The sequence below is a fragment of the Methylobacterium terricola genome (assembly GCF_006151805.1).
GTDB classification, from domain to species: Bacteria; Pseudomonadota; Alphaproteobacteria; order Rhizobiales; family Beijerinckiaceae; genus Methylobacterium; species Methylobacterium terricola.
This window is the reverse complement of record NZ_VDDA01000001.1, coordinates 800,365-825,733: the sequence shown is the minus strand read 5'-3', so window position 1 is coordinate 825,733 and position 25,369 is coordinate 800,365. Positions and strand designations below refer to the sequence as shown.

Sequence of the window (25,369 nt, the reverse complement as noted above, 5' to 3'; positions counted from 1 at the left end):
CGCCGTGCTCATTGGTAGTCGGCCGGGTCGCCGGAATCGGTCGGCCGGGCGAGGGCGCGCTTCAGCACGTCGCTCATCGGCAGCTTCAGGTTGATCTGCCGCGGCGGGATCGGGCTCTCGAAATACTTGGCGTAGAGCCTGGCCACGGTCCCGTCCTTCATCAGGCCGATGACGGCCTCGTCCACGGCCGCCTTGAAGGCCGGATCGTCCTTGGGCTCGAGGATGCCGTAGGGCGCGAATTCGAGGCCCTTGGTGCCGATCTTGTAGCTGTCGCTGTCCGGGGCGTTGGCGACCGTGGTGTAGGCCATGGCGTCGTCGTTGGCGGTGCCCTGGGCGCGGCCGCTCGACAGCAGCAGGAACGCCTCGGCCGTGTCCTTGGCGGCCATCACCCGGATGTCGAGATTGTCCCGCGCGCTGGCCTGCACGACGTAGCGCTGGGTCTGGCCGCCGGCCTGGGCCGAGATCGCCTTGCCGCGGAACGACGCCAGGTCGTTCACGTCCACGTCCGCTCCCTTGCGGGCGACGAGGACGATCTGCGCCACGAAGGTGGTGGGGGCGAACGAGACCAGCTTGTGCCGTTCGGGCAGGTTGGTCGCCGTGCCGCATTCGAGATCGATCGTGCCATTGCTGATCAGCGGGATCCGGGTGGCCGACTGGACCGGGACGTGGCGGATCTGGATCGCGGCGAGGCCGAGCTTCGCCTTGATCCGTTGCGCCACGTGCTCGCAGATCTCGAGGGTATAGCCGATCGGCTTGCCGTCGTTGTCGAGGAAGGCGAAGGGCGGCGAGGCATCGGGAAACCCGATCTGGATCGTCCCGGTCTTCCGGATCCGGTCCAGGCGGCCCCCGTCGTCGGCCCGGGCGACGGTCGCGCCCGCCGAGACGACGAGAGCGCAGACCCATGCAAGTATCGGCTTGATCGTCACCCCGTATCCCCTCTCGGTCCGAGTTGATCATGCGCCAGGGGCAACCGTACCCTTCGGCTGTATTCGGCGAACAGGCTCACCGCTGCGCTGCGTCAGGGAGCATGGCCGAAAGCTGTGCCGGCTGCTAATTCCGATTCGACACTGTCCGATACGGATCTGATATGGCGCCGCGACGCATGAGCTTCCGCCACGTCGAGGCCTTCCGCACGGTAATGCTGGCGGGCTCGATGACCGAGGCGGCGCGCCGGCTGCACACGTCGCAGCCGCAGGTCAGCCGGTTGATCGCACAGCTCGAGGCGGTCACCGGGCTGACGCTGTTCGATCGCAGCGGCAGCCGTCTCTCCCCGACCGTCGAGGCGGAGCGCTTCCACCACGAGGTCGAGCGGGCCTGCATCGGGCTCGCCAGCCTCGAAGCCGCGGCGGCCGACATCCGCCTCTTCGGGGCGGGCCGCCTCAGCGTCGCCGCCATGCCGCGCCTGGCCGGCGGGCTGCTCGCCCGCTCCGTCGTCCGGTTCAAGCGCGACAATCCCGGCGTCATGGTGTCGATCCATGCCGGCGACGAGGGCACCGTGTACAAGTGGATCGCCGAAGGCTTCTGCGATGCCGGCCTGACCATGCTGTACGGCGCGCAGGCAAGCGTCGAGGTCGATCCGGTGCTGAGCCTGGATTGCGTGGCGGTGCTGCCCCGCGGCCATCGGCTGGCGGAGAAGGCGGTCCTCGGCCCGGCCGATCTCGACGGCGAGCCCTTCATCGCCTCGCCGGCCGGCAATCCGCTGCAGGTGCGGATCGACGCGGTGTTCGATGCGGCCGGCATCCGCCGGTCCGTCGCGGCCGAGGCCGGGCTCGGCTCGGCGGTCTGCGCCCTGGTGGCGGCGGGTCTCGGCGTCAGCCTGATGAATCCCCTGGCGGCCTACGAGGAGGCGAAGGTCTCGCCGATCGAGATCCGCCGCTTCGCGCCCGCCCTGCCGGTGGTCTTCGCCCTGGTCTTTCCGCCGCTGCGGTCGCAGGACCGCCTGGTCGCGGCCTTCAGCGCCTGCGCGCGGGAGACCCTGCTGAGCGCGCTGGCCGTGCTGCAAGCCGGGTCCGACGGACGGCCCTGACCCGGCTCACGGCTCCGCCGCGAGCGGCTTGGCCACGTCCTCCAGCGATTTCCGCTCCGCCGCCACGCCCCAGATCCCCGCCACGGCTCCCGCGGCGATCATCAGCACGGCGGCGAGCAGGTAGCCGCCGAGGATCGCCGTGCGGGAATGGCCCTCGATCAGCACGCCGAACAGGGCCGGCCCCACCGCCCCGACCGAGGTGCCGACGGCGTAGAACAGCGCGATGGCGAGCGCCCGGATCTCGAGGGGAAACACCTCGCTCACCGTGAGATAGGCCGAGCTCGCCGCGGCGGAGGCGAAGAAGAACACCGCCATCCAGCATACGGTGAGGGTCGTCGCGGTGACGAGCTCCTGCTGAAAGGCAAACCCGCTGAGCGCCAGCAGCACTCCCGACATCCCGTAGGTGAGCGCGATCATCGGCTTGCGGCCGACCGTGTCGAACAGCCGCCCGAGCAGCACCGGGCCGAGGAAATTGCCGGCGGCAAAGGGCAGGATGTACCAGCCGACCCCGTCCGCCGGCACCCGATAGAAGTCGATCAGAATCAGTGCATAGGTGAAGAAGATCGCGTTGTAGAAGAACGCCTGCGCCGACATCAGCGCCAGGCCGACCCAGGCCCGCTGCCGGTAGGCCTTGAGTGCGGAAAAGACCTCGGCGAGCGGGGTGTGGCTGCGCTGGCGCAGGCGCGCCTTCGGGAACGGCCCTTCGGCGAGGACGTGGCCCTCGCGGCGGAAGCGCGCCTCGATGCCGGTGACCAGCGCCTCGGCCTCCTCGTGCCGCCCGTGGGTCATCAGCCAGCGCGGGCTCTCGGGGATCCAGGTGCGCAAGGCGAGAATGATGAGCCCGAGGAAGGCACCGAGCCCGAAGGCGACGCGCCACCCCGTATCCGGCCCGAACAGGGCGGGGTCGAGCACGATCAGCGACGTGCCGGCGCCGAGCACCGCGCCGAGCCAGAAGCTGCCGTTGATGACGAGGTCGGTCCAGCCCCGGGCGCGAGCGGGAATGAGTTCCTGGATCGTCGAGTTGATCGCCGTGTATTCGCCGCCGATGCCCGCCCCGGTGAGGAAGCGGAAGAGGCAGAAGCTCCACAGGTTCCAGGACAGGCCGGTGGCGGCGGTGGCGGCGAGGTAGACCGCAAGCGTGATGAAGAACAGCTTCTTGCGCCCTAGCCGGTCGGTGAGCCAGCCGAAGCCGACCGCCCCCAGCACCGCGCCGGCGAGGTAGCTCGACGTGGCGAGGCCGATCTCGGCGTTGGAGAATTGCAGCGTCGGGCTCGCCTTGAGGGCGCCGGCGAGCGCGCCGGCCAGCGTCACCTCGAGCCCGTCGAGCACCCAGGTGATGCCGAGCGCCAGCACCACCAGCGTATGGAACCGGCCCCAGGGCAGCCGGTCGAGCCGGGCGGAGACGTCGGTCTCGATCACGCCGCCGGGGGCGGTGCGGGTCGCGTGGGGCGTCATCGGGGCCTTTCCGGCGCGCGGGCCTGACCATGTCCGATCAACATGGCCCCGGCCGTCGGGTTGGGTACCCGCAACAGACCAGAAACCTTGCCCGTCGCGGTCGGCTCCGACGAGCCAACGCGTGCTGGTCAAGCTTTGACGCCGACCGGCTTGAACACCCCCGTCGCGGTCGCCACGACCCGCCCGGCCTCGTCGCGGATCTCGGCGTCGCAGAACAGGATCGACTGTCCGGCCCGGGTCACCCGACCCTCGGCGAGCAGCACGCCGTGCCCCGGCGAGAGGAAGCGGGTCTGCATGTCGAGGGTGACCACAGGCCGGCCGGCGGTGAGCCGGGCCACCGTGCCCATGGCGATGTCGAGGAGGGTGCAGAGGATGCCGCCATGGGCGATGCCGAGATTGTTGCCGTGCTGCGGCCCGAGCGCGAGGCGCAGGCGCGTGCGCCCCTCGACGACCTCCAGCGCCTCGATGCCGCAGAGCCGGGCAAAGGGGATATCCGCGCCGTAGATCGTGCCGTCATCCGCCCTGTCCATCGGTTCCGTCCTCCGCGTGTCGCACCTATGGGGAGAGTTCGCCGGCCTGGCAATTCGCGCTATGTCGGCCTCATGAGCGCCCAGACCCCCTCCCCCTTCGTCCGGACCCGCTGGTGGTGGGTGCGTCACGCTCCCGTGCGGGGCGACGGCGGCCGCATCTATGGCGGCGGCGACATCGCCTGCGATTGCGGCGACGCCCACGTCTTCGCCGGCCTGGCCCCGGTCCTGCCCCGCGGCGCGGTCTGGGTCGCGAGCCATCTCGGCCGGACCCGCCAGACCGCCGAGGCCCTGTGGCAGGCCGGCGACTTCACCACCGACGGCGTCGTTCCACGGCTGACCGCCCTGCCGGCGCTCGCCGAGCAGAATCTCGGCGAGTGGCAGGGCCAGGACCGCGCCCGCTTCTTCGCCGAGCGCCAGCCGCACGCCGCGAGCTACTGGTTCGCCCCCGCCGACGAGCGGCCGCCGGGCGGCGAGAGCTTTTCGGAGCTGTCCGACCGGGTGAGCGCCGCCATCGCCGAATTGACCGCGGAGCATCGCGGCCGCGACATCGTGGCGGTGGCCCATGGCGGGACGATCCGGGCGGCGATCGCACTCGCGCTGAACTTAGCCCCGCAAGGCGGCCTCGCCTTCGCGATCGAGAATTGCTCCCTCACCCGCCTCGATCATTACGACGGGCCGGACGGGGCGGGCTGGCGCGTCGGCATGGTCAACGCGCAGCCCTGGCTCGGTGCGGCGGAGGGAGCCGGGCCCGCGGCCTGACGCGGGGCGGGCCGGGCCATACTGGTTTCTCAGTACCGCCCCGCTTCTCGCGCAGTTGACAATCGGGCCCCCTTGTCCGGACCATGCATCCGGGCGCCCTCGACGGCGTACCGCATGAACGAACGTCTTCGATGAAGGACGGACCGGGTGAGGACAACGCTTCTGGCGGCGGCTCTGCTTGCCGCATCACAGGGCATGGCCTGCGCGCAACAGGCGCCTGTGGGCCATTCTCAAGGGATCTCCACGACGATCTCCGGCGCGGTGGTGCGCCTCGGCTTCCTGCTCGACATGTCAGGGCCCTACGCCGACGTGACCGGGCCCGGCAGCGCCGCGGCGGCCCGCATGGCGGTGGAGGATTTCGGCGGCACGGTGCTGGGCGCCCCCGTCGAGGTCGTCGTCGCCGACCACCAGAACAAGCCGGACATCGCGGCGGCGACGGCGCGGGCCTGGTTCGATACCGCCGGGGTCGACGCGATCCTCGACGTCGCGGCCTCGGCCACGGCGCTGGCCGCTGCCGACATCGCGAAGGCCAAGAACAAGATCATCGTGTTCAACGGCCCGGGCGCGGTGCGGCTCACCAACGAGGCCTGCTCTCCCGTTTCGGTCCACTGGGCCTACGATACCTACGCCCTCGCCAACTCGACCGCGCTCGCCACCATCAAGGCCGGGGGTGATTCGTGGTTCTTCGTCACCGCGGACTATGCCTTCGGCCAGGACCTGGAGCGCGACGCGAGCGCGGTGGTGAAGGCCAATGGCGGCACGGTCCGGGGCAGCGTGCGGGTGCCGCTCAACACCGCCGATTTCTCCTCCTTCCTGCTCCAGGCGCAAGGCTCCGGCGCCAAGGTCGTCGGCCTCGCGAATGCCGGCGCCGACACCACCAACGCGATCAAGCAGGCCGCCGAGTTCGGCCTGACCCAGGGCGGCCAGACGCTCGCCGGCCTGCTCGTCTACATCAGCGACGTGAAGTCCCTCGGCCTCAAGGCGACGCAGGGCATGCTGCTCACCGAGGGGTTCTACTGGGACCTGAACGACGCGACGCGGGCGTGGTCGAAGCGCTACTTCGAGCGGGTCGGCAAGATGCCGAACATGTCCCAGGCCGGGGTCTACTCGACGGTGATGCACTACCTGAAGGCCGTGGCGAAGGCCGGCACCGACGAGACCTCGGCCGTGATGACGGCGATGCGCGAGACGCCGGTCGACGACTTCTACGCCCGCGGCGGGCGCATCCGGGAGGACGGCCGCATGGTCCACGACATGTACCTGTTCAAGGTCAAGGCGCCGTCGGAATCGACGGGGCCCTGGGACCTGTACCAGCTCGTCGCCACGGTGCCGGGCGAGCAGGCCTTCCAGCCGTTATCCGCCTCCCGCTGCCCCCTGGTGAAGAAATGACGATGCGCTGGCGCCGCCGCCCGGAGGGCTCGACATGGGGCGATTTCGGCCCCGACGACGAGCTCGGCCGGCTCAACCTGCTGACCCCCGAGAAGGTGCGCCAGGGCGCCGCCGAGGTCCGGGAGGGCCTGGCCTTCTGCCTCAGCCTGCCCCTCGACTTTCCCGGCGGCAACGTCCTGAACCCCCGCCGCCACCCGCCGCAGATCCGCCCGACCGTGCGGGCGAGCGGCCGGCCGAACATGAACTTCCCGGTCTGCGAGGAGGTGCCCGACGCGACCGACGTGGTCAGCGACGACCTCGCGGTGCTGCACCTGCAATATTCGACGCAATGGGACAGCCTCGCCCATGTCGGCTCGCTGTTCGACGTCGAGGGCGACGGCACCCCGCGTCCGGTCTACTACAATGGCTTCCGGGCCGGCTCCGACATCACCGGCCCGACGACGCCGGAGGACGCCGGCGCGCCGTCCCGCGCGCAGGCGCTCGGCATCGAGCGGCTGGCCGAGCGCGGCATGCAGGGCCGCGGCGTGATGATCGACCTCCACGCTCATCTCGGCGATGCGCGGGTGGCGGTCGGCTACGACCCGTTGCGCAGGATCCTCGATGCCGACGGGGTGACGGTCGAGCCCGGGGACATGGTCTGCCTGCATACGGGCTTTGCCGAGCGGCTGCTCGGCATGAACCGCAACCCGGATCCAGCGATCGTCCACGACCTCTGTGCCGGGCTCGACGGGCGCGACCGACGCCTCCTCAACTGGATCACCGATTCGGGCCTCGTCGCCCTCATCGCCGACAACTACGCCGTCGAGGTCCACCCGGCGCTGCCCGGCGATGGCTGCTGCGCCACCCTGCCGCTGCACGAGCACTGCCTGTTCCGCCTCGGCGTCAATCTCGGCGAATTGTGGCACCTCACCCCGCTCGCCACCTGGCTGCGGGCGAACGGCCGGCACCGCTTCCTGCTCACGGCCCCGCCCCTGCGGCTGCCCGGGGCGGTCGGCTCGCCGACGACGCCGATCGCGACGGTGTGAGCCGGATCGCGGCAGGCACCCCGGTTCGCCGGTCGGAGGCAAGGACCGCCATCCCCTCCCCGTCAGCCCGGGGCCGTGCCGCAAGGCCCGGTATGCCGACGCTCAGGTTCGTCGGGATGCCACGGAACGCGGTTGCCCCGTGTCCGCACCACGGGCGGTTCCGGATCCCGGGCTCCGCGGCGCGGCCCCGGGATGACGGCGGATGTCACGACGTGGGCCGGCGGGACGACGCCACGGCTTTTGCGCTTCCAAGGATATGCGACGGGAGAACACCATGAGCGAGATCGCGGTCATCGGGGCCGGGCTGATGGGGCACGGCATCGCCCTGATCCTGGCGCTCGGGGGGCACAGCGTCCGGCTGACCGACAGCCGGCCGGAGACCCTGGAGCAAGTGCCCGGGCTGATCGCCTCCGCCCTCGACACCCTGCGCGACGCCGGCGCCGTCGCGCCCGACTGGACGCCGGAGCGCGCGGCGCAGGCGATCCGCCTCGAACCCGACCTCGCCGCGACCGTCTCGGGCGCCAGCCTCGTCATCGAGGCGATCACCGAGAACCCGGAGGCGAAGCGCACGCTGTTCTCCGAACTCGACCGGCTGTGCGCCCCCGAGACGCGGATCGCCAGCAACACCAGCTACCTCGACGTCTTCCCGCTGATCCCGGAGGCGCGTCAGTCCCGCGCCCTGGTGATGCACTGGTACACCCCGCCCTACATCGTCGATCTCGTCGACGTGGTGCCGGGCCCGCAGACCGATCCGGCGGTGATCGAGGAGGCGCGCCAGCTGGTTCTCGGGCTCGGTCAGGTGCCGATCGTGCTCAAGCGCTTCATCCCCGGCTACGTCGCCAACCGGATCCAGTCGGCGATCTCGGCCGAGGTCTACCACCTGCTCGACGAGGGCGTCGCCTCGGCCCGGGAGATCGACGACGCGATCATCCATGGCCTGGCGCTCCGCATCCCGATCCTCGGACACCTTGCCAAGGCGGATTTCACCGGCATCGCGCTGCTGCGTCATGCGCTGGCGAATGCCAGCTACAGCCCGCCGCCGGCCCGCACCCGCTCCGAGGCGATCGACGGCCTGGTGGCAGAGGGGCGCACCGGGGTGATGGCCGGCAAGGGCTTCTTCGACTGGGGCGGGCGCGATCCGGCCGAGCTGTTTCGCGACCGCGACCGCCGCCTGCTGGCGCTGAAGCAGGCGATGAAGCAAGTCGGCCGGATGGAGGGAGCCTGAGCGGTCGACCGGCGCCGCCGCGGCGCTATAACGATGGGCCTTGAGCGCAAGAGGCGAGGCGGCGGCCCATGTTCGAGTTCCCGGTCCTGTTCGGCGACATCGGTGGCACCAATGCGCGCTTCGCCGTGCAGGACAAGCCGGGGTCCGAGCCGGTGGTGCTCGCCCACGACAAGACCGCCGGCCATCCCGATCCCAGCGCGGCGATCCGCGCCGCCCTGGCGAAGAGCGAGGTCGCCCCGCCCCGCTCCGCCATCCTGGCCGTGGCCGCCCGGGTCGACGGGCCGGCGGTGCACCTCACCAACGCCCATTGGGTGATCGAGGGCGAGCGGATCGGCCGTGACTTCGGCCTCGCGAGCTGCCGGGTCGTCAACGACTACGTGCCGGTGGCGGCCGGCGCCGCCGCCCTCGACCCGGCCGGGCGCGACCGCTCGATCCTCGAGCAGATCGGCCCGACCCTTTGCCCCGATGGCGGCGCGCGCCTGGTTCTGGGCCCCGGCACCGGCTTCGGCGCCGCGGGCCTGGTGCCCTACGGCAAGCAGCTCGCCATCGTCTCGACCGAGGCCGGCCACGTCGATTTCGGGCCGAGCGACGAGGAGGAGTTCGCGTTCTGGCCGAATCTGGCGCGGATCGAGGGGCGGATCACCGTCGAATCCCTGCTCTCCGGGCCCGGCCTCACCCGGCTCCATGCCGGCCTCGGCGGCGGCGAGGCCGACCCCAAGGACATCACCGAGCGGGGGATGTCGGGTGAGGATCCGGCGGCGCAGCGCACGCTCCGGGTGTTCTCCAAGCTGCTCGGGCGGCTCTGCGGCGACCTCGCCCTCACCTTCCTCGCCACCGGCGGCGTCTATATCGGCGGCGGCATCGCGCCCCGGATCCTCGAGGTGCTGAACGAGGGCACCTTCCGGCGGGCCTTCGAGCACAAGCCGCCCTTCTCCGACCGGATGGCCAAGATCCCGACCTGCGTCATCACCATCGCCGATCCGGCGCTGGCCGGCCTCTCGGCGCTCGCCTGCCAGCCGGACCGGTTCGCCTATGACGGGCAGCACTGGACGGCGTGAGGCCGAACGGTGGGAGGGGCTGCTCAATACCCCTTCCACAATCCCGGCGTCGCCAGTTCGACCAGGTGCCCGTCCGGATCGCAGAAATACAGGCTGACGCCGCCCCGCGGCCAGGTGGTCCGCCCCTCGACCGCGATGGCGTGCGCCGCCAGATGCCGCTCCCACTCGCCGAGGGCGCCGGCCGGGATCGACAGGGCGAGGTGGAGCGGACCCGAGCCGTCATGCGGCGGGATGGTGCCGCCGGGCATCGGGACGGGATGCAGCGAGCCGCCGCGGGGAAACAGCAGCTGCACGCCGCGCCCGGCGACGTCGTAGGCGCGCATCCGGTGGTCCTCGTACAGGCAGGGCAGGCCCATCGGCCCGCCCCAGAACGCAGCGGCCCGCGCGAGGTCGTCGACGTAGAGGACCGTCTCGAGGATTCCGGCGATCTCCGGCATGGTGCCACCTCCCGCCGGAGCAACGCGCGGGCGGCCGTCGCGGTTACGCCGCGGCCGGGTTGATCGCGTCCTCGGCGAGTTCCGACAGCACCTCGTCGGTGTTCTCCTCCTCGACCAGGGTCTCCTTGATCAGGTCCTCGGCCTCGGAGAGACCCAGCTGGCGCGCCCAGGCCAGCAGGGTGCCGTAGCGGGTGATCTCGTAATGCTCCACCGCCTGCGCGGCGGCGATCAGGCCTGCATCGAGGGCGTCGCTGCCAGCGAAATCCTTCATCACCTCCTCGCCTTCGGCGATGATGCCCTGGATCGCCTGGCAGGTGACACCCTCGGGTTTCTCGCCGACGATCCGGAACACCTGGTCGAGGCGCTTCACCTGCTCGCGGGTTTCCTCGACATGGACGGCGAACGCGCCCCGCAGCTCGTCCGACCGGGCCGCCTGCGCCATCTTCGGCAACGCCTTCAGGATCGCGTTCTCGGCGAAGTAGGTGTCCTTCAGCTGGTGCAGGAAGAGCGCGCGAAGGTTCTTGTCATCGGCCATGAAGATGCTCCCGTGGGGTACCTAGGTGCCCCGGCAACTCCCCGCGTCCCGGCTTCGTTCCGGGACGGGATCCCCGGCGATCACGGGTCGTTGACCGGGCCTGGCGGTCGGGGGCCATCATGGCCATTGTGACGATAGGGGGCGTGGATCCGTGGGAGACCACCCGATGTCGACCTTGTTCGATGAGCGGGAGCGCGCGGCCGAGGCCCTGTTCGCCCTCGACGAGGAATTGCGCTTCCTGGCGCTTGCACGGCGCAACAAGATGCTGGCGGCCTGGATGTGCGAACGGCTGAGCCTCACCGGCGATGCAGCCGAGGCCTATCGGTGGCGCCTGATCGAGGCGGGCACCGAGACGCGGGCGGTTGGGCGCTCGCCGGACGAGGCCCTGGCGGAGCGCCTGCGGGCCGACCTGGCGGCGAACGGCGTGGCCGGAGACGACGTCCCCGGGCTGATCGCCCGCTACGGCGCCGAGGCGGCCCGCAGTGTGCGCGAGCAGGCGCGGGGCTAGGGTCGGCGTTCCGTCCTGGCACCGCTGCGATGATGGATCCCGGGTTCCGCCTTGGCGGCCCCGGGATGACACCGCGGAAATCGGGCTCGTCGCGCGCGGACGGCGGGCGATCTCAGAAGAAGGTCGGCCGCGCGCTGGCCGTATGCTCCTTCAGCACCGCGCCGGTCGTGGTGTCGACCTCCTTCATCAGCACGTCGTAGCCCCACAGGTCGGCGAGGTGCTGCAGCACCCGCGCCGCGTCGTCCTTGTTGAGCAGCACGCGGTTCAGCACCTTGTGGTGCAGGATCAGCTTGCGGTCGCCCTCGAGGTCGACGTCGATCACCTCGATGTCCGGGTCCAGCCAGGCGACGTCGTATTGCCGCGCGAAGGCCCGGCGCAGCCGGCGATAGCCGCGCTCGTCGTGGATCGCCTCCACCCGGAGTTCCGGCTTATCGGGATCGTCGGTGACATGGAACAGCCGCAGCTGGCGCATCAGGCGCGGGCTGAGGAACTGAGCGATGAAGCTCTCGTCGCGGTAATTGGCCCAGACGTCGCGCAGGACCCCCATCGCGTCGCCGCTGCCGGCGATGTCGGGGAACCAGGCCCGGTCCTCGTCGGTCGGCTCGGTGCAGATGCGGGCGATGTCCGTCATCATCGCGAAGCCGATGGCGTAGGGATTGTGCCCGCCGTAATGCCGGTCGTCGTAGGTCGGCTGGCGGATCACGTTGGTGTGCGATTGCAGAAATTCGAGGTAGGCCGCCTCGTCGATCTGCCCGGTCTCCGACAGCCGGGTCATGATCCGGTAGTGGTTGTAGGTGGCGCAGCCCTCGTTCATCACCTTGGTCTGGCGCTGCGGGTAGAAATACTGCGCGACGTGGCGGACGATGCGCAGGATCTCGCGCTGCCAGGGCTGGAGCCGTGGCGCCGCCTTCTCCAGGAAATACAGGATGTTCTCCTGCGGCAGCTCCAGGAGCGCCCGGCGCCGCTCGGCATGCGGGTCGGGCTTGCCGGACTGGGCCTTGGCCGGCAGGGTGCGCCAGAGATCGTTGTACATCCTCTCCTGGTGCTCCTGGCGCTCGCGCTCGCGGCGCTGCTCGGAGGAGAGGTCGGGGCGCTTCTTGCGCGGGTAGCGGTGGACGCCCTGGTTCATCAGGGCATGGGCGGCGTCCAGCACCGCCTCGACCGCGTTGTGGCCGTAGCGCTCCTCGCACCGGGTGATGAACGTCTTGGCGAATTCCAGGTAGTCGAGGATGCCCTCCGCATCGGTCCACTGGCGGAACAGGTAGTTGTTCTTGAAGAAGTGGTTATGGCCGAAGGCAGCGTGGGCGATGACCAGCGTCTGCATCGTCGCCGTGTTCTCCTCCATGATGTAGGAGATGCACGGATCGGAATTGATGACGATCTCGTAGGCCAACCCCATCAGGCCGCGGCGATAGCCGGCCTCGTGCTGGGCGAAGTGCTTGCCGAACGACCAGTGCTTGTAGAACAGCGGCATGCCGATCGACGCGTAGGCGTCGAGCATCTGCTCGGCGGTGATGATCTCGATCTGGTTCGGGTACCAGCTCAAGCCCAGTTCCGGCCCGGCGATCGCCTCGCAGGCGTCGTGGATGCGCCGGATCGTGTCGAAATCCCAGTCGTTGCCGGTGAAGAGCGGGGCGTGCCTGGCGATCACGGCCGGGCCGGCGGGCCGCGCGTCGAAGGTGGCGGAACTCATCGGGCGTCGGACCTCCCGGTGCCTGGAGCGTCCCCCCGGCGGGGACGCGGATCCTTCAGTCTCGTAGGCGCGGCCCCGTCAGGGGGCTGCGCTCTCCTGACCGGCCTTGTTGCGGGCGAACAGCTCGCGGAAGACCGGGTAGATGTCGCGGCGGTGGTTGACCTTGCGCATGGCCAGGACCGAGTTGGCCTTCGAGACCGGCTCGTAGGTGCGCCAGAGCGTGGTGCGGTGCTCGACGAAGCCGGCCCGCGGCCCACCCTCGTCGCCGACCTCGAGATAGGCGAAATACTGGCAGGCCGGCAGGATCGACGAGCGCAGCAGGTCCTGCGAGGTGGCGCCGTCGCTCGACACGTTGTCGCCGTCCGAGGCCTGGGCCGCGTAGATGTTCCAGTCCTCGGGGTTGTAGCGCTCGGCGATGATCCGCTTCATCTCGACCAGCGCCGAGGATACCAGCGTGCCGCCGGTCTCGCGCGAGCCGAAGAACGTCTCCTCGTCGACCTCCTTGGCGTGGTCGGTGTGGCGGATGAACACGATCTCGACGTGCTTGTAGCGCCGGGTCAGGAAGATATGGAGCAGGATGTAGAACCTCTTGGCGAGGTCCTTCATGTGTTCGGTCATCGAGCCCGAGACGTCCATCAGGCAGAACATCACCGCCTGGGCCACCGGGCGCGGATAGGGCTCGAACCGGCGGTAGCGCAGGTCGATCGGGTCGACGTAGGGAATGCGCTGCGAGCGGGTGCGCAGGCGCTCCAGCTCCGCCTTCAGCTCGTCGAGGATCGCCGCGTCGGGCTGGCTCTCCTCCAGTGCCCGGATTTCCTCCTCCAGCGTCTCCATCTCGACGGCCTTCGGCCGCTTGAGGGCGATGCGTCGCGACAGCGAGTTGCGCAGCGTCCGTCCGAGCGCGAGGTTGGCGGGGGATCCCGACACGGTGTAGCCGGCCCGGCGCAGGGTCGCCGTCTCGACCACCGCGAGGCGGCGCTTGGCGAGGTCGGGCAATTCCAGGTCTTCCAGGAAAAGCTCCAGGAACTCCTCGCGGGTGAGGACGAAGCGGAACGAATCCTCGCTGTCCTGACCGCCGTCGCCGGCCTCGCCGCTGCCGCCTCGTCCCCCTGAGCCGCCGGGCGGGCGCTCGATCAGGTCGCCCTCGATATAGGTCTTGTTGCCCGGCAGGATGTGGTCCTGCACGCCGGTCGAGGGGTTGCGGGTGAATTTGGGCTCGCGCACCCCGTCGACCGGGACGGTGACGTGGCCGTCCTTGCCGAGGTCCTTGATGTCCTTGTCGCGGGCCGCCTCGCGCACGGCGCGCTGGGCCACGTCGCGGACGCGGCGCAGGAAGCGCTGCCGGTTCGCCAGGCTCTTGCCGCCGGGATTGAGGCGTCGATCGATGATGTGCATCCGCTTCGCGCTCTCCGATCACGCCACCTTACCGTACCGGGTCCGTCCCGCCACCGCTCCTCTGGGTGGAGGCCCGCGGGAGATGGCTCCCGCGGGTTTCGTCCGCCTTCGCGGTCAGCCCGCCTGCTTGACCCGCATGTACCACTCGACCAGGCGGCGGACCTGCCGCTCGGTATAGCCGCGGTCCTTCATCCGCTCGACGAACTCGCCGTGCTTCTTCTCGGTCTCGCTGTCCTTCTTCGAGCCGAAGGAGATCACCGGCAGCAGCTCCTCGACCTGGCTGAACATCCGCCGCTCGATCACCTCGCGGATCTTCTCGTAGGAGGTCCAGGACGGGTTGCGCCCGCCATGCTGGGCCCGCGAGCGCAGGGCGAACTTCACCACCTCGTTGCGAAAATCCTTCGGGTTGGCGATGCCCGCCGGCTTCTCGATCTTGGTGAGCTCCTGGTTCAGGAGCTCGCGGTTGAGCAGCTGCCCGGTCTCCGGGTCCTTGAAGTCCTGGTCCTCGATCCAGGCATCGGCATAGTCGATGTAGCGGTCGAACAGGTTCTGGCCGTAATCGTGGTACGACTCGAGATACGCCTTCTGGATCTCGTGACCGATGAACTCGGCGTAGCGCGGCGCCAGCTCGCCCTTGATGAATTCGAGGTAGCGCTTCTCGGTCTCGGGCGGCAGCTGCTCGCGTCGCAGCGATTGCTCGAGGACGTACATCAGGTGGACCGGGTCGGCCGAGACCTCGGTGGTATCGTGGTTGAAGGTGGCCGCCATCACCTTGAAGGCGAAGCGGGTCGAGATCCCGTCCATGCCCTCGTCGACGCCGGCGGTGTCCTTGTATTCCTGCATCGAGCGGGCGCGGGGATCGACCTCGCGCAAGGATTCGCCGTCATAGACCCGCATCTTGGAGAAGACGTTCGAGTTCGCGTGTTCGCGCAGGCGCGAGAGCACCGAGAACCGGGCCAGCATCTCCAGCGTGCCGGGAGCGCAGCGTGCCGCGGCCAGTTCCGAGCCCGAGACCAGCTTCTCGTAGATCCGCTGCTCCTCGGTGACGCGCAGGCAGTACGGCACCTTGATGACGTAGATGCGATCGATGAACGCTTCGTTGTTCTTGTTGGTCTTGAAGCTCTGCCACTCGGCCTCGTTCGAGTGGGCGAGGATGATACCGGTGAAGGGAATCGCCCCGATATTCTCGGTGCCGACGTAGTTGCCCTCCTGCGTCGCGGTGAGCAGGGGGTGCAGCATCTTGATCGGCGCCTTGAACATCTCGACGAATTCGAGGATGCCCTGGTTCGCCCGGTTGAGGCCGCCCGAGTAGGAATAGGCGTCGGGATCGGCCTGGCTCAGGGTCTCGAGCTTGCGGATGTCGACCTTGCCGACCAGGGACGAGATGTCCTGGTTGTTCTCGTCGCCCGGCTCGGTCTTGGCGATTCCGATCTGGCGCAGGCGCGACGGATTGACCTTGACGACCTTGAACTTCGAGATGTCGCCGCCGAACTCGTCGAGGCGCTTGAGGCACCACGGGCTCATCAGCCCGGTCAGGCGCCGCCGCGGCACGCCGTAGCGCTCCTCGATCATCGGCCCCATCGTCTCGGGGTCAAACAGCACCAGCGGGCTCTCGAAGACCGGGCTCATCTCGTTGCCGGCCTTGAGCACGTAGATCGGGTGCACCTCCATCAGCGCCTTGAGCCGCTCGGCGAGGGACGACTTGCCGCCGCCCACCGGTCCCAGCAGGTAGAGGATCTGCTTGCGTTCCTCGAGCCCCTGCGCGGCATGGCGGAAGAACGAGACGATGCGCTCGATCGTCTCCTCCATGCCGTAGAACTCGGAGAAGGCGGGGTAGGTACGGATGGTCCGGTTCATGAAGATCCGGCCCAGGCGCGGATCCCGCGCCGTATCGATGAACTCGGGCCGGCCGATCGCGTCGAGAATGCGCTCGGGCGCACTCGCGTACATCAAGGGATTGTCACGGCAGGCGTCGAGATACTCGGAGAGCGTCAGCTCCGAATCCCGGCGGGACTCGTAGCTGCGCGCGAAAGTTTGAAAGAGGTCGCTCGCTGACGGCATTGGCATTCCGGACCCTCACGACATCGCCAGGATCATCCTGTCCCGCCTCGGATGCAATCGATATCCCCATGTTTGTCGCAGCGCGGCGACGGGGGGAGGAGTGCGGAGGCGAGCAGGAGCCTGTATGCAGGCCGGCTGCGGGCAAGGCGCGTGCCGCAGTCGCCGGGAAAGTCACAGATCTGCCAAGGCGAAAGCCCGCGCGCGACCTGAGCTGTGCCGTAAAGGACACGCCTGTGCTGGTTCTTCCACACCCCCCGAAACGCCGTCCGGCACTCCGCGAGACATGAGGGGAACGCCGGCGGCGTGGCCGCCGTTCCCGCTTCGTTTCGGCCGCGCCGGTTCGGGCCCCGCACGCGGCGCGGGGCCGACCCGTCAGGCGATGGACCGCCGCCGGCTAGAGGTCGGTCGTGTCCTTCTTGGCGCCGTCCTTCGGCGCGTCCTTCGGGCCCTCCTTGGTCCCGGCGGGCCCGACCGTGAGCTTGATGGTCTGGGTGCTCACGTTGCCGTCGGTGCCCTTGATCTCGACCGTCACCTCGTCGGTGCCGGTGAACCCGGCCTTGCTCTCGTAGAACAGGGCCTGGACGTTGGCGTCGACGTTCGGGCAGCGATAGGTGCCCGGGGTCTTCACCTTGCCGGCGCGCTGGACCGTCGCGCCGTTCTTCGGCGGGCTGGTCACCTTCAGCTCGGGCTGCGGCCCGAGCGAGCAATCCTTCTTCAGGTTCGGCACCATGACGAGCCGGACCTGCTTGCCGGAGGCGACGGAATGCTCACGAACCTTGGTGGCCTGCGCGAAGGCCGGGCCGGCGGCCAGCACGGGCCCGGCGGCGATCAGGACGGCGAGCGCCAGGGTCGGGCGGAAGGGGCGGGTCCGAAAGTGGCGAGACATTGTTTCTCAAAGCTCTCCGAGAGGGTGCCGGCCGCATGTGGGGAGCGGGCCCGGCGCCGTCGAGGGCTCGGGCCGCGGGTTCCGCGCCGGACTCCTCCCGTCAGTGCAGGACCAGCATCACGAACAGGTTGAACAGCCCGAGCAGGGCCACCCCGCCGAGCCACAGCCAGTAGCCCCGCCCCTCGACCGGGTAGTCGCCGATCATCATGCCCCCTCCTCCGGTTGGCCGCCCTGCGCCGCCTGCAGCACCGACAGGGCGGCGCCGGTGACGCGGGCGATCTGCGCCGGCGTGAACTCGCCCGCAAGGGCCGCGGCGAGGCCGCGCTCGATCCGCGCCCGCTCGCCGGCATCGCCGATCGGGTCGGACGGGATGTCGGCCTCGCGCAGGCGGCAGGCGTCGCGGATGGTGTCGGCGGCCTTGCGCAGCACCTCGCGCTGATCCAGGGTCATGTCCCAGAGCGGCTGGCGCAGCCGGGCGATCACCCGCTTGGCGTCCCGGTAATCGCGGTCGACGACCGGAATCGCCTCGATCTGGCTCACCAGCAGCACCAGTTCGAGCACGTCGGCGGTGGCTTCCGGGCAGGTCCGCACGATGCGCATCAGCCGCGCGATCAGCTCGGTGGTGGGGGACGCACGACGGCGGGAATCGACCATCTGCGCCTAACGCCGCGAGGGGCGTTCGGTTCTGCCATGACGCAGAAACGCCAGGGAGCAGCGATCGTATTCGACCCGATGGCGCGACCCGTGACTGTCAGCCCCGGCGCGATCGACCCCTTTCCGCAACCTCACGGGGGGACGGAGCCCGGAATCCGGGTATGACGGGCCGCAAGACCATGGCGGCCGGCCGTTCGCCCGGTCCGATCCCACGTGCGGCGCCGCATCGACGCAGCGGGCGGGAACTCGTCGAGGAACGTGACGACACCCGGCCGATTCGACGGAGAGCGGCGCTGGGTGATCGGTGCCTCCGTCACTCGCCCTGCGCGTCCGCCGCATTCGTCGCCCCCCTCACGCCGGCCAGCTGCCGCCGGCAGGCCCGCAACTCGTCGAGCACGGCGTTCAGGCTCGCCCGGTCCGCCCGCCCGAGCGGCGGCGGTGGGGTGTCCGGCTCCAGCTCGTGGTCGGTCTCGACGAAGGCCGGGGCGGTCTGCTCGCCGCGGCCGACCGCCTGGACGAAGCGCATGCCCCGCTCGCGCAGGATCCGCTGGGCGCCCCGGATCGTGTAGCCCTGGCCGTAGAGCAGGCGGCGGATGCCGCGCAGGAGATCGATATCGTCGGGCCGGTAGTAGCGCCGGTTGCCGCCGCGCTTGAGCGGACGCACCTGGGTGAAGCGGGTCTCCCAGAAGCGAAGCACGTGCTGCGGCAGGTCGAGGTCCTCGGCGACCTCGCCGATGGTGCGGAAGGCACCGGGCTCCTTCTCGGGCAGCAGGGCGCGGCCGGGGGCATCGGTTCCGCCCGGTTCCGGCGCGTCCTCGTCCTCGATCGGCATCCCGGTCATCGGCCCGATCCCGTCTCGGCCCGCGCCGTGGCGCGGAGGCGGCTCACCCCTCGTCGTCGTCCGGGGCGGCGTCGCCGTTGATCCGGGCCTTGAGCACGTTGGAGGGCTTGAACACCATGACGCGGCGCGGCTCGATCGCCACCTCGACGCCGGTCTTCGGGTTGCGGCCGACCCGCTTGCCCTTGTCGCGCACCACGAAGGAGCCGAACGAGGACAGCTTGACGGTCTCGCCGGCCGAGAGGCAGCCGCAGATCTCCGACAGCACCGTCTCCACCAGGGCGGCGGATTCCGTCCGCGACAGGCCGACCCGCTGGTAGACGGCCTCGCTCAGATCGGCCCGCGTGACCGTCTTGCCTGCCATCGTGCTGCTCCCCCGGCGGCTGATTCGCGAAATAACGTATGTCTCTGATCGCGCACGCTAATCGGCGTTGCGCGCTGGGTCAACCGGGCGCCGGGCGGGTTCCCGGATACTTTGTGGCAGACCTTGGATGGCCTACCAGCGGATCAGCGCGCTGCCCCAGGTGAAGCCGCCGCCGATCGCCTCGATCATCACGAGGTCGCCGCGCTTGATCCGGCCGTCGCGGCAGGCGGCGTCGAGGGCGAGCGGGATCGAGGCCGCCGAGGTGTTGCCGTGGCGGTCGACCGTCAGCACCACCTTCTCGCGGGCGATGCCGAGCTTGTCGGCCGAGGCCTCGATGATGCGCCGGTTGGCCTGGTGCGGCACGAACCAGTCGAGCTCGTCGGCGGTGGTGCCGGTGGCCTCGAAGGCCTGCGCGATCACGTCGGTGACCGAGCCGACGGCGAAGCGGAACACCTCCTTGCCGACCATGCGCAGCTTGCCGGTGGTCCCGGTCGATCCGGGCCCGCCATCGACATAGAGCTTCTCCCGGTGGCGGCCGTCGGACCGCAGCTGGCTCGTCAGCACGCCGCGATCGCTCGCGCGGCCCTCGCCGGGTTGCGCCTCCAACACCAGGGCGCCGGCGCCGTCGCCGAACAGCACGCAGGTGGTGCGGTCCTCCCAGTCGAGCAGGCGCGAGAAGGTCTCGGCGCCGACGACGAGGGCGCGGCTGGCCGCCCCCGTGGTCAGGAACTTGTCGGCGGTGGCGACCGCGTAGACGAAGCCGGCGCAGACCGCCTGGAGGTCGAAGGCGGCGCCCGACTGGATGCCGAGGCCGGCCTGGATCTGGGTCGCGGTCGACGGGAAGGTGTGGTCCGGCGTCGAGGTCGCGCAGATCACGAGGTCGATCGTCGCCGGATCGATGTCGGCGTCGCGCAAGGCATTCTCGGCCGCCTTGATACCCAGCACCGAGGTGGTTTCGTCGGCCTCGGCGATGTGGCGCTGGCGGATGCCGGTGCGCTGGATGATCCAGTCGTCCGAGGTGTCGACCCGGGCGGCGAGGTCGTCGTTGGTGACGGTGGTCCGCGGCAGGTAGGAGCCGCAGCCCCGCACCACCGAGCGAAGGCGGGTCATGATCTACTCCCTACGCCCGAGGCGGTCTTCATGCGGAGGCCTGGGCCGGCGTCGCGTCGAGGCGCTCCCGGATCGTCCGCATCAGGTCGTGGCGGGCCATGTCGTATGCGAGGTCGACGGCGCTGGCGAAGCCCTCGGCATCGGCGGCGCCGTGGCTCTTGATGACGATGCCCTCGAGGCCGAGGAAGACGCCGCCATTCGCCCGGCTCGGGTTCATCTTCTCGCGCAGGGCCCGGAAGGCGCCGCGGGCGAACAGGTAGCCGATCTTCGCCATCAGGGTGCGGCCCATCGCGCCCTTGAGGTAGGCGGCGATCTGCTTCGCCGTTCCCTCGGCGGTCTTCAGCGCGATGTTGCCGGTGAAGCCCTCCGTCACCACCACGTCGACGGTGCCGCGGCCGAGATCGGTCCCCTCGACGAAGCCGTGATAGGCGAGGCCCGGCAGGTCGGCCTCGCGCAGCATCCGGGCCGCCTCCTTGACGGCCTCGTTGCCCTTCATCTCCTCGGTGCCGACGTTGAGGAGCCCGACCGTCGGACGGTCGAGGTCGAACACGATGCGGGCCATCGCGGCGCCCATCACCGCCATGTCGACGAGGTGGTTGGCATCGGTGCCGATGGTGGCGCCGACATCGAGGACCACGCTCTCGCCCCGCACGGTGGGCCACAGGCAGGCGATGGCCGGGCGCTCGATGTGGGACATCGTCTTGAGGCAGATCTTCGACATCGCCATCAGGGCGCCGGTATTGCCGGCCGACACCGCGGCATCGGCCTCGCCGTCGCGCACCGCCTGGATCGCCTTCCACATCGACGACTTGCCGCGGCCCGAGCGCACCGCCTGGCTCGGCTTCTCGTCCATCGCCACCGACACGGCGGTGTGGCGGATCTCGACCGCCCCCTTCAGGCGCGGCTCGGCGGCGACCAGGGGAGCGAGCACGGCCTCGTCGCCGAACATCAGGAACGTCGTCTCGGGGTGGCGCTCGCGGGCGAGCCCCGCACCGGGCACGACCGTCGAGGGGCCGTGATCGCCGCCCATCGCGTCGAGCGAGATGCGCACTCTCTGGGACATGGGGGGGTCGAACAGCCTCTCGGATCCGCCGGGGACAGGGAATGACGCGCGTGGAGATGCAGGTATCCGCGGCGCGGCGGAAAATAGCGACCCGGCGCCGGGCCGCAAACGAAATCTGAAGGCTTCCGTGCCGAGACGGCGTCAGGCCTCGTTTCGCGCGAGGGGCCTCGCCGTCAGCGGTCGTTGCCCTTCAGCGTCTGGAGCGCGGCGAAAGGCGTCTCCTCCCCCGCATCCGCCGGCGGCTCGAAGGCGACGCCGTCCTTGCGCGGGTAGGGATCGAGGCCCAGCGCCAGGAATTCGGCGGCGAGGCTGCCGAGATCGATGCGGCCGTTGACGATCGGGTCGGGGATGTCGGCATCTTCCGCCGGCGTGCCCGCGAACGCGTCCTGGGCGGCGAAATCGACGTCGACCTCCTCGCTCACGGTGGCGTCGAACGGCTCGAGGGTCACGACGCAGGTCTGGGTCACCGCCGCCTCGACGGTGCCGGTGACCTGGAGCCGGTGCAGCGAGCCGGAGAGGCGGAAGGTCCCGCTGAGCCGCGCGATGCCCGGCAGGCCGAAATCGCGGGCGAGCGCGGCGCGCTCCGCCTCGGTGGCCTCGACGGTGACCGGCTGCCCGGCCTTCAAGGTGCGCTCGACCAGGATCGGGCGGGAGAACGGGCCGACGCTGTCGGGGGTCATGGGGGCTCCTTTCCGGATGCTTGTTCGCGCATGCGGGGGACGGGCATGAGCGGGCGCGGCAGCCCCGAAGGGGCACTCTCGCGTGGTCGGGCTCGATCCTCCCGAGATGCCCCCCGCCCCGCCCCGGCGCAAGGGGCACCGGCAGGACGATCGGGCGGATCGTGCGGCGTCAGCCCCGGGCCGGATGGCCCGCGAAGCGCGACGGGTCGGGCAGGGCCGGGCCCTCGGCCATCAGGGCGTCGAGGTCGCTCGCCGCAAGGCCGGCATCGGCCGCCGCCACGTAGGCGGCGAGCCCCCGCGCCGCGTCCACGTCCTCGCGCGCCAGGACGTTGCGGGCGAGCACCACCGCCAGCCCGTCGACATCGCCGGCATCGAGGGCCGCGTCATAGGCGGCGGCGCGGCCGTAGAAGGCCTGGGCCAGCTTCTTCATCCGCTTCGAGACGCCCATGTCGCCGACGCCGAGCTCGCGCAGGGACGAATCGAGCTGCTCGAACACCGAGTTCACCAGGTCCTGGGCGATGTCCGCCGCCGGGGCCGGCAGCCGCCTCAGATGCCGCAGCACCAGCACCACGTGCAGGCATAAGGCCTCGAACCGGCCCTCGACCGTATCGGGCACGCCGAGGTCGAGATAGAGCGCCGGCACCCGGGCCCCGGCATTGATGCGGACATGCAGCGCCTCGATGGCCCGGGTCCGGGCCGTGTCGCGGCGGAAGGGGTTTCGGATCATCGGGGTGTCTCGCGCCTTCCGCGCCTCGTTCATCCGCGAGGCCGGCTCGTGGACCACTCGCTTGCACAACTCGCTTGCACATCTCTCTTGCACGATCCGGGATCGCCGTCGCGTCGCGGCTGCGCGGCGACCCGTCTCTCCGTGGCGGAACCTTGGCCGTGCCTTGCCAACGCCACAACCCCGGGGTACGGCAACGGTCGCTTCTCGCGCAAGGCCGCCATCCGGTCGGCCGTCACACCATCCCGCACACGTCTCCCGAGGTCTCGATGCCGCGCCGCTTCACACCGTCGCTCCTCCGCCTCGCCGCGGCCGGCCTGATCGGTCTGTCGGCCGCGGGCTGCGTGATCGGCGAAGAGTTCCGGCACGGCTACATCATCGACGAGGCTGCCGTCGCCCAGGTGCGGCCGGGCGCCAGCGCCGAGCAGGTGCTGCAGACCCTTGGCACGCCGACCACCGTCTCCACCGTCGGCAACAAGTCCTGGTACTACATCAGCCAGAACACCCAGCGCTCGGTCATGTTCCTGGGCGAGCGCCCGAGGGACCAGCGTGTCCTGGCCGTGTACTTCAATGCCGGCTTCAAGGTCGAGCGCGTGGCGCTCTACGGCGAGCAGGACGGACGAGTGTTCGACTTCATCTCCCGCACCACCCCGACCAGCGGCGGCGAGCAGGCCTTCCTCGGCCAGCTGATGCGCGGCCTGACCAAGTTCGAGCCGTTCGGCAACGCGCGGTGACGCCGTCGCCGGAGGCTGCGCCTCCGGCCCGATCGTAGCGCCGGAAAGGCGACCGGAGGCGGGACCGTCGGCCGCAAGGCGATCGGGGGCGGCTCCCGGTGGCCCAGTACTACCGCGGCGCCTTCGAACGGATCCGTTCGACGGCGCAAGGCACGCCCGAACGGGCGTCGTCGCCGATGCGCCGGACGCCTTGGCATCGACGTGTCGATCCCAAGGCACGAGGGTACAAGACCCGGGGCAAGGGACCCGCGGTCAGCGCAGACCCCAGGCAAGGCGAGAGCGCGCCCCCCTCGCCGACGTGAGCCGAATCCTCCTGGCGGCCGTTTGCGCCCGGACAGGAACGGTTGCGATCACCGTCTCCGCCCCTGCCGCTGTCGCGCGCTGCGGCACGGGGGTCGGACGTGCCCCCCGATCGTCGATCGCATCGCCGATCGTCGGCTGACTCTCGTCGCTTTCGTCGAGCCTCCGTCCCGCGGGCCGCGCATCGTCCGCAGACGATCGACCCCGCCGCCGGCAAGATCCTCGTACAGTCCGGCGGTGACTGCCCGTCCGATCGGGAGACGGCCGCCGCGAGGCAGGACGCGGTCAGGAGAGAAGCAGCGCATCATGTGCGCCGGCGGCGGCTGAGCCCCGGCGTCTGTGCGACTCCCGGTCCCCTCCGCCGTGCCGGTCCGGCGTCAGGTGAATCGCCCCGGCCGCCGACCCTATGACGTCCCCATGCGCCCGGCCACGATCCTCTCCGGCGCCGGTCGAAGCCCGTTTTCGGCTGTGCATAGGCACGGAGCGTCAGCCCGGCCTCCGTCCGACATCCTACGTAGTCCGCGGCGTCCCCAGGCACGGGCGGCGCAGCCCGGGCTGCCGGCACACGGTTCCGCTTGATCATCGCGGTCAGCAATGGAGTAGAAATGGACCGGTGCGTCTCATCACCATCGATCCATCATGCACCAAATCGCGTCAGTCATACGCGGAAACTATGGCAATGCAGCGTGGAATGACTTCAATCAAGGGAGAAGATCGCTGATCGCGCACCGGCATCCCGGGCAGATCGCAGAAATATACGATGCGAATATTTTGTCGGAATGGAATTTCCATCTGTGAACGATACTGAGTTTGATTTCAGAATCTAAACCCATAAGTAGTCGAAGGCTGTTGAACTCAGATTAAAACATGTTAAGGATCCGTCGGTGCACAGCGCCAAGTGGAGGCATGATAATGAACACCAAGATCGCTCTCGTCGCTTTCAGTGCTTTCGCCGTGAGCGTGATCGCCGGCGAAGCTTCTGCAAGGACTTACGAAGTCGATCAGACCGGTTCGGATGTTTGCTACAGCAAGCAGTACGTCCCGAACCTGGTGGTCGAGAACACCCGTGGTCGCCTGGTGCGTGCGCCGCAGGCGTTCTTCGACGCGGGTTCGGCCGCACGTGTGAGCGGCGGCCTGGTTCGGACCGGCGTCGAGCCGGCGATGTACGTCAAGACGCAGCGGGTCGTGGAGCGGGAGCACTTCACCCTCGTTCCGGTCGCCTGCCCGGGGCAGTAGTCGCGAGAGCATCCGGCGACCGAGCGGAAGCGTCGCCGCGAACCAGGCGCCGTGGTCGACCGCGCCGGCATCGACGGCTCGACGTGGCGTCCGATCGCAGCATGATCGGGCGCCTGTCCGCCGCGCCTGCCGGGTCGGATCGGCCTCGACCGGGCCCGGCGCTTACCGCCCCGTCTGCTTGAGGATGGCGCGGGCGAGCCTGATCTGGGTCTCGTCGTTCCGGTAGATCGCCATCCTGCCGTTCGGGAGGATGCGGTACACCTCCCGCTTGGTCACGTTCAGGATGACCGAGCCGGGCTCGATCGGTCCGCTGTAATCGACGATGGTCACGTCGCCGGCCGGCGCATCCGCGGTGGCCGCGTCCTGAGGCGGGGCCGCTTGAGCGGGAACCGTCTGGAGCGGCACCGCTTGGGCCGCGGCCGCCTGGACCGGCGAAGGGTCGCGCCGCGGCACGCCGTTGATGCGACCGGTGATCAGGAACTCGATGAATCCGCCGCCCAGGTTAACGGGCGCGGCCTCGGGCACAGCCTCGCCGGCTTGCGCCTTCACGTTGAGCTGCAACTGGTCGGCCTGCACCGGGCCGAGGCTCGCCGCGACGAGCAGCGAGGCGACGAGGGCGCGATGGCGCCGAGGCGATCTCGTTAAACGGGATGACACCGCTTCCACGAGGCAGCGTCCCGACCG

Annotated in this window: 26 protein-coding genes; 9 read left to right on the top strand and 17 right to left on the bottom strand. The window is 69.9% G+C overall.

The window, feature by feature from the left end:
* Positions 1-8: 8 nt before the first annotated feature.
* Entirely contained in the window at positions 9-926 is a 918-nt protein-coding gene (locus FF100_RS03640) for an amino acid ABC transporter substrate-binding protein (protein WP_246101898.1), read from the bottom strand.
* Positions 927-1,087: 161 nt separating this feature from the next.
* Here FF100_RS03640 and FF100_RS03635 point away from each other — a divergent pair, with 161 nt between their 5' ends.
* The gene (locus tag FF100_RS03635; protein ID WP_139034165.1) at positions 1,088-2,026 is read left to right on the top strand and encodes a LysR substrate-binding domain-containing protein; all 939 of its coding nucleotides are present in this window, start codon (positions 1,088-1,090) and stop codon (positions 2,024-2,026) included.
* A gap of 6 nt (positions 2,027-2,032) precedes the next feature.
* Here FF100_RS03635 and FF100_RS03630 read toward each other — a convergent pair whose 3' ends face one another.
* Complete coding sequence (locus FF100_RS03630; protein WP_139034164.1) at positions 2,033-3,481, bottom strand: MFS transporter; 1,449 nt, start codon at positions 3,479-3,481, stop codon at positions 2,033-2,035.
* A gap of 128 nt (positions 3,482-3,609) precedes the next feature.
* Positions 3,610-4,011, bottom strand: coding sequence for a PaaI family thioesterase (locus tag FF100_RS03625; protein ID WP_139034163.1), 402 nt, complete (start codon positions 4,009-4,011; stop codon positions 3,610-3,612).
* A 72-nt stretch (positions 4,012-4,083) separates the two neighbouring features.
* On the opposite strand from FF100_RS03625, the gene FF100_RS03620 reads away from it, so the two are divergent.
* The 5 genes from FF100_RS03620 to FF100_RS03600 all read left to right on the top strand — a co-directional run bounded on the left by FF100_RS03620 (position 4,084) and on the right by FF100_RS03600 (position 9,467).
* The gene (locus FF100_RS03620; RefSeq protein WP_139034162.1) at positions 4,084-4,770 is read left to right on the top strand and encodes a histidine phosphatase family protein; all 687 of its coding nucleotides are present in this window, start codon (positions 4,084-4,086) and stop codon (positions 4,768-4,770) included.
* Positions 4,771-4,965: 195 nt separating this feature from the next.
* Positions 4,966-6,159 carry an ABC transporter substrate-binding protein gene (locus FF100_RS03615; RefSeq protein ID WP_139034309.1) on the top strand — a complete coding sequence of 398 codons (1,194 nt, stop codon included), beginning with the start codon at positions 4,966-4,968 and terminating at the stop codon, positions 6,157-6,159.
* On the top strand, positions 6,156-7,184 hold the full coding sequence (locus FF100_RS03610; RefSeq protein WP_139034161.1) for a cyclase family protein: 1,029 nt from the start codon (positions 6,156-6,158) through the stop codon (positions 7,182-7,184). The genes FF100_RS03615 and FF100_RS03610 overlap by 4 nt, the downstream gene beginning before the upstream one ends.
* A gap of 274 nt (positions 7,185-7,458) precedes the next feature.
* Positions 7,459-8,409, top strand: coding sequence for a 3-hydroxyacyl-CoA dehydrogenase family protein (locus FF100_RS03605; RefSeq protein WP_139034160.1), 951 nt, complete (start codon positions 7,459-7,461; stop codon positions 8,407-8,409).
* A 68-nt stretch (positions 8,410-8,477) separates the two neighbouring features.
* Positions 8,478-9,467: a glucokinase gene (locus tag FF100_RS03600; protein ID WP_139034159.1), complete on the top strand. Its 990-nt coding sequence runs from the start codon at positions 8,478-8,480 to the stop codon at positions 9,465-9,467.
* Between the two features lie 23 nt (positions 9,468-9,490).
* Here the strand turns inward: FF100_RS03600 and FF100_RS03595 are convergent, their stop codons facing one another.
* Together FF100_RS03595 and FF100_RS03590 are read right to left on the bottom strand one after the other, a co-directional pair.
* Entirely contained in the window at positions 9,491-9,904 is a 414-nt protein-coding gene (locus FF100_RS03595) for a VOC family protein (RefSeq protein WP_139034158.1), read from the bottom strand.
* 43 nt (positions 9,905-9,947) lie between these two features.
* The gene (locus FF100_RS03590) at positions 9,948-10,439 is read right to left on the bottom strand and encodes a YciE/YciF ferroxidase family protein (protein ID WP_139034157.1); all 492 of its coding nucleotides are present in this window, start codon (positions 10,437-10,439) and stop codon (positions 9,948-9,950) included.
* 166 nt (positions 10,440-10,605) lie between these two features.
* Between FF100_RS03590 and FF100_RS03585 the strand changes: the two genes are divergently transcribed.
* Positions 10,606-10,947 (top strand): DUF1476 domain-containing protein, encoded by a 342-nt coding sequence (locus tag FF100_RS03585; protein WP_139034156.1) that lies wholly within the window; start codon positions 10,606-10,608, stop codon positions 10,945-10,947.
* A 112-nt stretch (positions 10,948-11,059) separates the two neighbouring features.
* On the opposite strand, the gene FF100_RS03580 is transcribed toward FF100_RS03585, so the two are convergent.
* The 11 genes from FF100_RS03580 to FF100_RS03530 all read right to left on the bottom strand — a co-directional run bounded on the left by FF100_RS03580 (position 11,060) and on the right by FF100_RS03530 (position 22,418).
* Positions 11,060-12,640 (bottom strand): SpoVR family protein, encoded by a 1,581-nt coding sequence (locus FF100_RS03580; protein ID WP_139034155.1) that lies wholly within the window; start codon positions 12,638-12,640, stop codon positions 11,060-11,062.
* A gap of 78 nt (positions 12,641-12,718) precedes the next feature.
* Positions 12,719-14,035 (bottom strand): YeaH/YhbH family protein, encoded by a 1,317-nt coding sequence (locus tag FF100_RS03575; RefSeq protein WP_139034154.1) that lies wholly within the window; start codon positions 14,033-14,035, stop codon positions 12,719-12,721.
* A 114-nt stretch (positions 14,036-14,149) separates the two neighbouring features.
* Positions 14,150-16,102 carry a PrkA family serine protein kinase gene (locus FF100_RS03570; RefSeq protein WP_139034153.1) on the bottom strand — a complete coding sequence of 651 codons (1,953 nt, stop codon included), beginning with the start codon at positions 16,100-16,102 and terminating at the stop codon, positions 14,150-14,152.
* Between the two features lie 388 nt (positions 16,103-16,490).
* A complete protein-coding gene (locus FF100_RS03565) occupies positions 16,491-16,982 on the bottom strand; it encodes a 4-aminobutyrate aminotransferase (RefSeq protein WP_139034152.1) in 492 nt (163 codons plus the stop codon).
* 204 nt (positions 16,983-17,186) lie between these two features.
* Positions 17,187-17,636, bottom strand: a complete 450-nt coding sequence (locus FF100_RS03560; RefSeq protein WP_139034151.1) for a hypothetical protein — start codon at positions 17,634-17,636, stop codon at positions 17,187-17,189.
* A 313-nt stretch (positions 17,637-17,949) separates the two neighbouring features.
* Positions 17,950-18,477, bottom strand: coding sequence for a MerR family transcriptional regulator (locus FF100_RS03555; RefSeq protein ID WP_246101896.1), 528 nt, complete (start codon positions 18,475-18,477; stop codon positions 17,950-17,952).
* Positions 18,478-18,520: 43 nt separating this feature from the next.
* Positions 18,521-18,838, bottom strand: a complete 318-nt coding sequence (locus FF100_RS03550) for an integration host factor subunit alpha (protein WP_139034150.1) — start codon at positions 18,836-18,838, stop codon at positions 18,521-18,523.
* A 132-nt stretch (positions 18,839-18,970) separates the two neighbouring features.
* Positions 18,971-19,948 (bottom strand): beta-ketoacyl-ACP synthase III, encoded by a 978-nt coding sequence (locus tag FF100_RS03545; RefSeq protein ID WP_139034149.1) that lies wholly within the window; start codon positions 19,946-19,948, stop codon positions 18,971-18,973.
* Between the two features lie 28 nt (positions 19,949-19,976).
* Positions 19,977-21,011 (bottom strand): phosphate acyltransferase PlsX, encoded by a 1,035-nt coding sequence (plsX, locus tag FF100_RS03540; protein WP_139034148.1) that lies wholly within the window; start codon positions 21,009-21,011, stop codon positions 19,977-19,979.
* A 173-nt stretch (positions 21,012-21,184) separates the two neighbouring features.
* Positions 21,185-21,691: a YceD family protein gene (locus FF100_RS03535; RefSeq protein ID WP_139034147.1), complete on the bottom strand. Its 507-nt coding sequence runs from the start codon at positions 21,689-21,691 to the stop codon at positions 21,185-21,187.
* Positions 21,692-21,860: 169 nt separating this feature from the next.
* Entirely contained in the window at positions 21,861-22,418 is a 558-nt protein-coding gene (locus FF100_RS03530) for a ubiquinol-cytochrome C chaperone family protein (RefSeq protein WP_139034146.1), read from the bottom strand.
* Positions 22,419-22,684: 266 nt separating this feature from the next.
* Between FF100_RS03530 and FF100_RS03525 the strand changes: the two genes are divergently transcribed.
* The gene (locus FF100_RS03525) at positions 22,685-23,149 is read left to right on the top strand and encodes an outer membrane protein assembly factor BamE (RefSeq protein WP_139034145.1); all 465 of its coding nucleotides are present in this window, start codon (positions 22,685-22,687) and stop codon (positions 23,147-23,149) included.
* 1,212 nt (positions 23,150-24,361) lie between these two features.
* Entirely contained in the window at positions 24,362-24,685 is a 324-nt protein-coding gene (locus tag FF100_RS03520) for a hypothetical protein (RefSeq protein WP_139034144.1), read from the top strand.
* Positions 24,686-24,847: 162 nt separating this feature from the next.
* On the opposite strand, the gene FF100_RS03515 is transcribed toward FF100_RS03520, so the two are convergent.
* Positions 24,848-25,261 (bottom strand): hypothetical protein, encoded by a 414-nt coding sequence (locus FF100_RS03515; RefSeq protein WP_139034143.1) that lies wholly within the window; start codon positions 25,259-25,261, stop codon positions 24,848-24,850.
* Positions 25,262-25,369 lie beyond the last annotated feature (108 nt).

What these genes read in the sequence shown, in the direction of transcription:
- FF100_RS03635 (WP_139034165.1), top strand. Translation starts at nt 1,088, where the DNA reads ATGGCGCCGCGACGCATGAGCTTCCGCCACGTCGAGGCCTTCCGCACG.
- FF100_RS03630 (WP_139034164.1), bottom strand. Translation starts at nt 3,481, where the DNA reads ATGACGCCCCACGCGACCCGCACCGCCCCCGGCGGCGTGATCGAGACC.
- FF100_RS03625 (WP_139034163.1), bottom strand. Translation starts at nt 4,011, where the DNA reads ATGGACAGGGCGGATGACGGCACGATCTACGGCGCGGATATCCCCTTT.
- FF100_RS03620 (WP_139034162.1), top strand. Translation starts at nt 4,084, where the DNA reads ATGAGCGCCCAGACCCCCTCCCCCTTCGTCCGGACCCGCTGGTGGTGG.
- FF100_RS03615 (WP_139034309.1), top strand. Translation starts at nt 4,966, where the DNA reads ATGGCCTGCGCGCAACAGGCGCCTGTGGGCCATTCTCAAGGGATCTCC.
- FF100_RS03610 (WP_139034161.1), top strand. Translation starts at nt 6,156, where the DNA reads ATGACGATGCGCTGGCGCCGCCGCCCGGAGGGCTCGACATGGGGCGAT.
- FF100_RS03605 (WP_139034160.1), top strand. Translation starts at nt 7,459, where the DNA reads ATGAGCGAGATCGCGGTCATCGGGGCCGGGCTGATGGGGCACGGCATC.
- FF100_RS03600 (WP_139034159.1), top strand. Translation starts at nt 8,478, where the DNA reads ATGTTCGAGTTCCCGGTCCTGTTCGGCGACATCGGTGGCACCAATGCG.
- FF100_RS03595 (WP_139034158.1), bottom strand. Translation starts at nt 9,904, where the DNA reads ATGCCGGAGATCGCCGGAATCCTCGAGACGGTCCTCTACGTCGACGAC.
- FF100_RS03590 (WP_139034157.1), bottom strand. Translation starts at nt 10,439, where the DNA reads ATGGCCGATGACAAGAACCTTCGCGCGCTCTTCCTGCACCAGCTGAAG.
- FF100_RS03585 (WP_139034156.1), top strand. Translation starts at nt 10,606, where the DNA reads ATGTCGACCTTGTTCGATGAGCGGGAGCGCGCGGCCGAGGCCCTGTTC.
- FF100_RS03580 (WP_139034155.1), bottom strand. Translation starts at nt 12,640, where the DNA reads ATGAGTTCCGCCACCTTCGACGCGCGGCCCGCCGGCCCGGCCGTGATC.
- FF100_RS03575 (WP_139034154.1), bottom strand. Translation starts at nt 14,035, where the DNA reads ATGCACATCATCGATCGACGCCTCAATCCCGGCGGCAAGAGCCTGGCG.
- FF100_RS03570 (WP_139034153.1), bottom strand. Translation starts at nt 16,102, where the DNA reads ATGCCAATGCCGTCAGCGAGCGACCTCTTTCAAACTTTCGCGCGCAGC.
- FF100_RS03565 (WP_139034152.1), bottom strand. Translation starts at nt 16,982, where the DNA reads ATGTCTCGCCACTTTCGGACCCGCCCCTTCCGCCCGACCCTGGCGCTC.
- FF100_RS03560 (WP_139034151.1), bottom strand. Translation starts at nt 17,636, where the DNA reads ATGGTCGATTCCCGCCGTCGTGCGTCCCCCACCACCGAGCTGATCGCG.
- FF100_RS03555 (WP_246101896.1), bottom strand. Translation starts at nt 18,477, where the DNA reads ATGACCGGGATGCCGATCGAGGACGAGGACGCGCCGGAACCGGGCGGA.
- FF100_RS03550 (WP_139034150.1), bottom strand. Translation starts at nt 18,838, where the DNA reads ATGGCAGGCAAGACGGTCACGCGGGCCGATCTGAGCGAGGCCGTCTAC.
- FF100_RS03545 (WP_139034149.1), bottom strand. Translation starts at nt 19,948, where the DNA reads ATGACCCGCCTTCGCTCGGTGGTGCGGGGCTGCGGCTCCTACCTGCCG.
- plsX (WP_139034148.1), bottom strand. Translation starts at nt 21,011, where the DNA reads ATGTCCCAGAGAGTGCGCATCTCGCTCGACGCGATGGGCGGCGATCAC.
- FF100_RS03535 (WP_139034147.1), bottom strand. Translation starts at nt 21,691, where the DNA reads ATGACCCCCGACAGCGTCGGCCCGTTCTCCCGCCCGATCCTGGTCGAG.
- FF100_RS03530 (WP_139034146.1), bottom strand. Translation starts at nt 22,418, where the DNA reads ATGATCCGAAACCCCTTCCGCCGCGACACGGCCCGGACCCGGGCCATC.
- FF100_RS03525 (WP_139034145.1), top strand. Translation starts at nt 22,685, where the DNA reads ATGCCGCGCCGCTTCACACCGTCGCTCCTCCGCCTCGCCGCGGCCGGC.
- FF100_RS03520 (WP_139034144.1), top strand. Translation starts at nt 24,362, where the DNA reads ATGAACACCAAGATCGCTCTCGTCGCTTTCAGTGCTTTCGCCGTGAGC.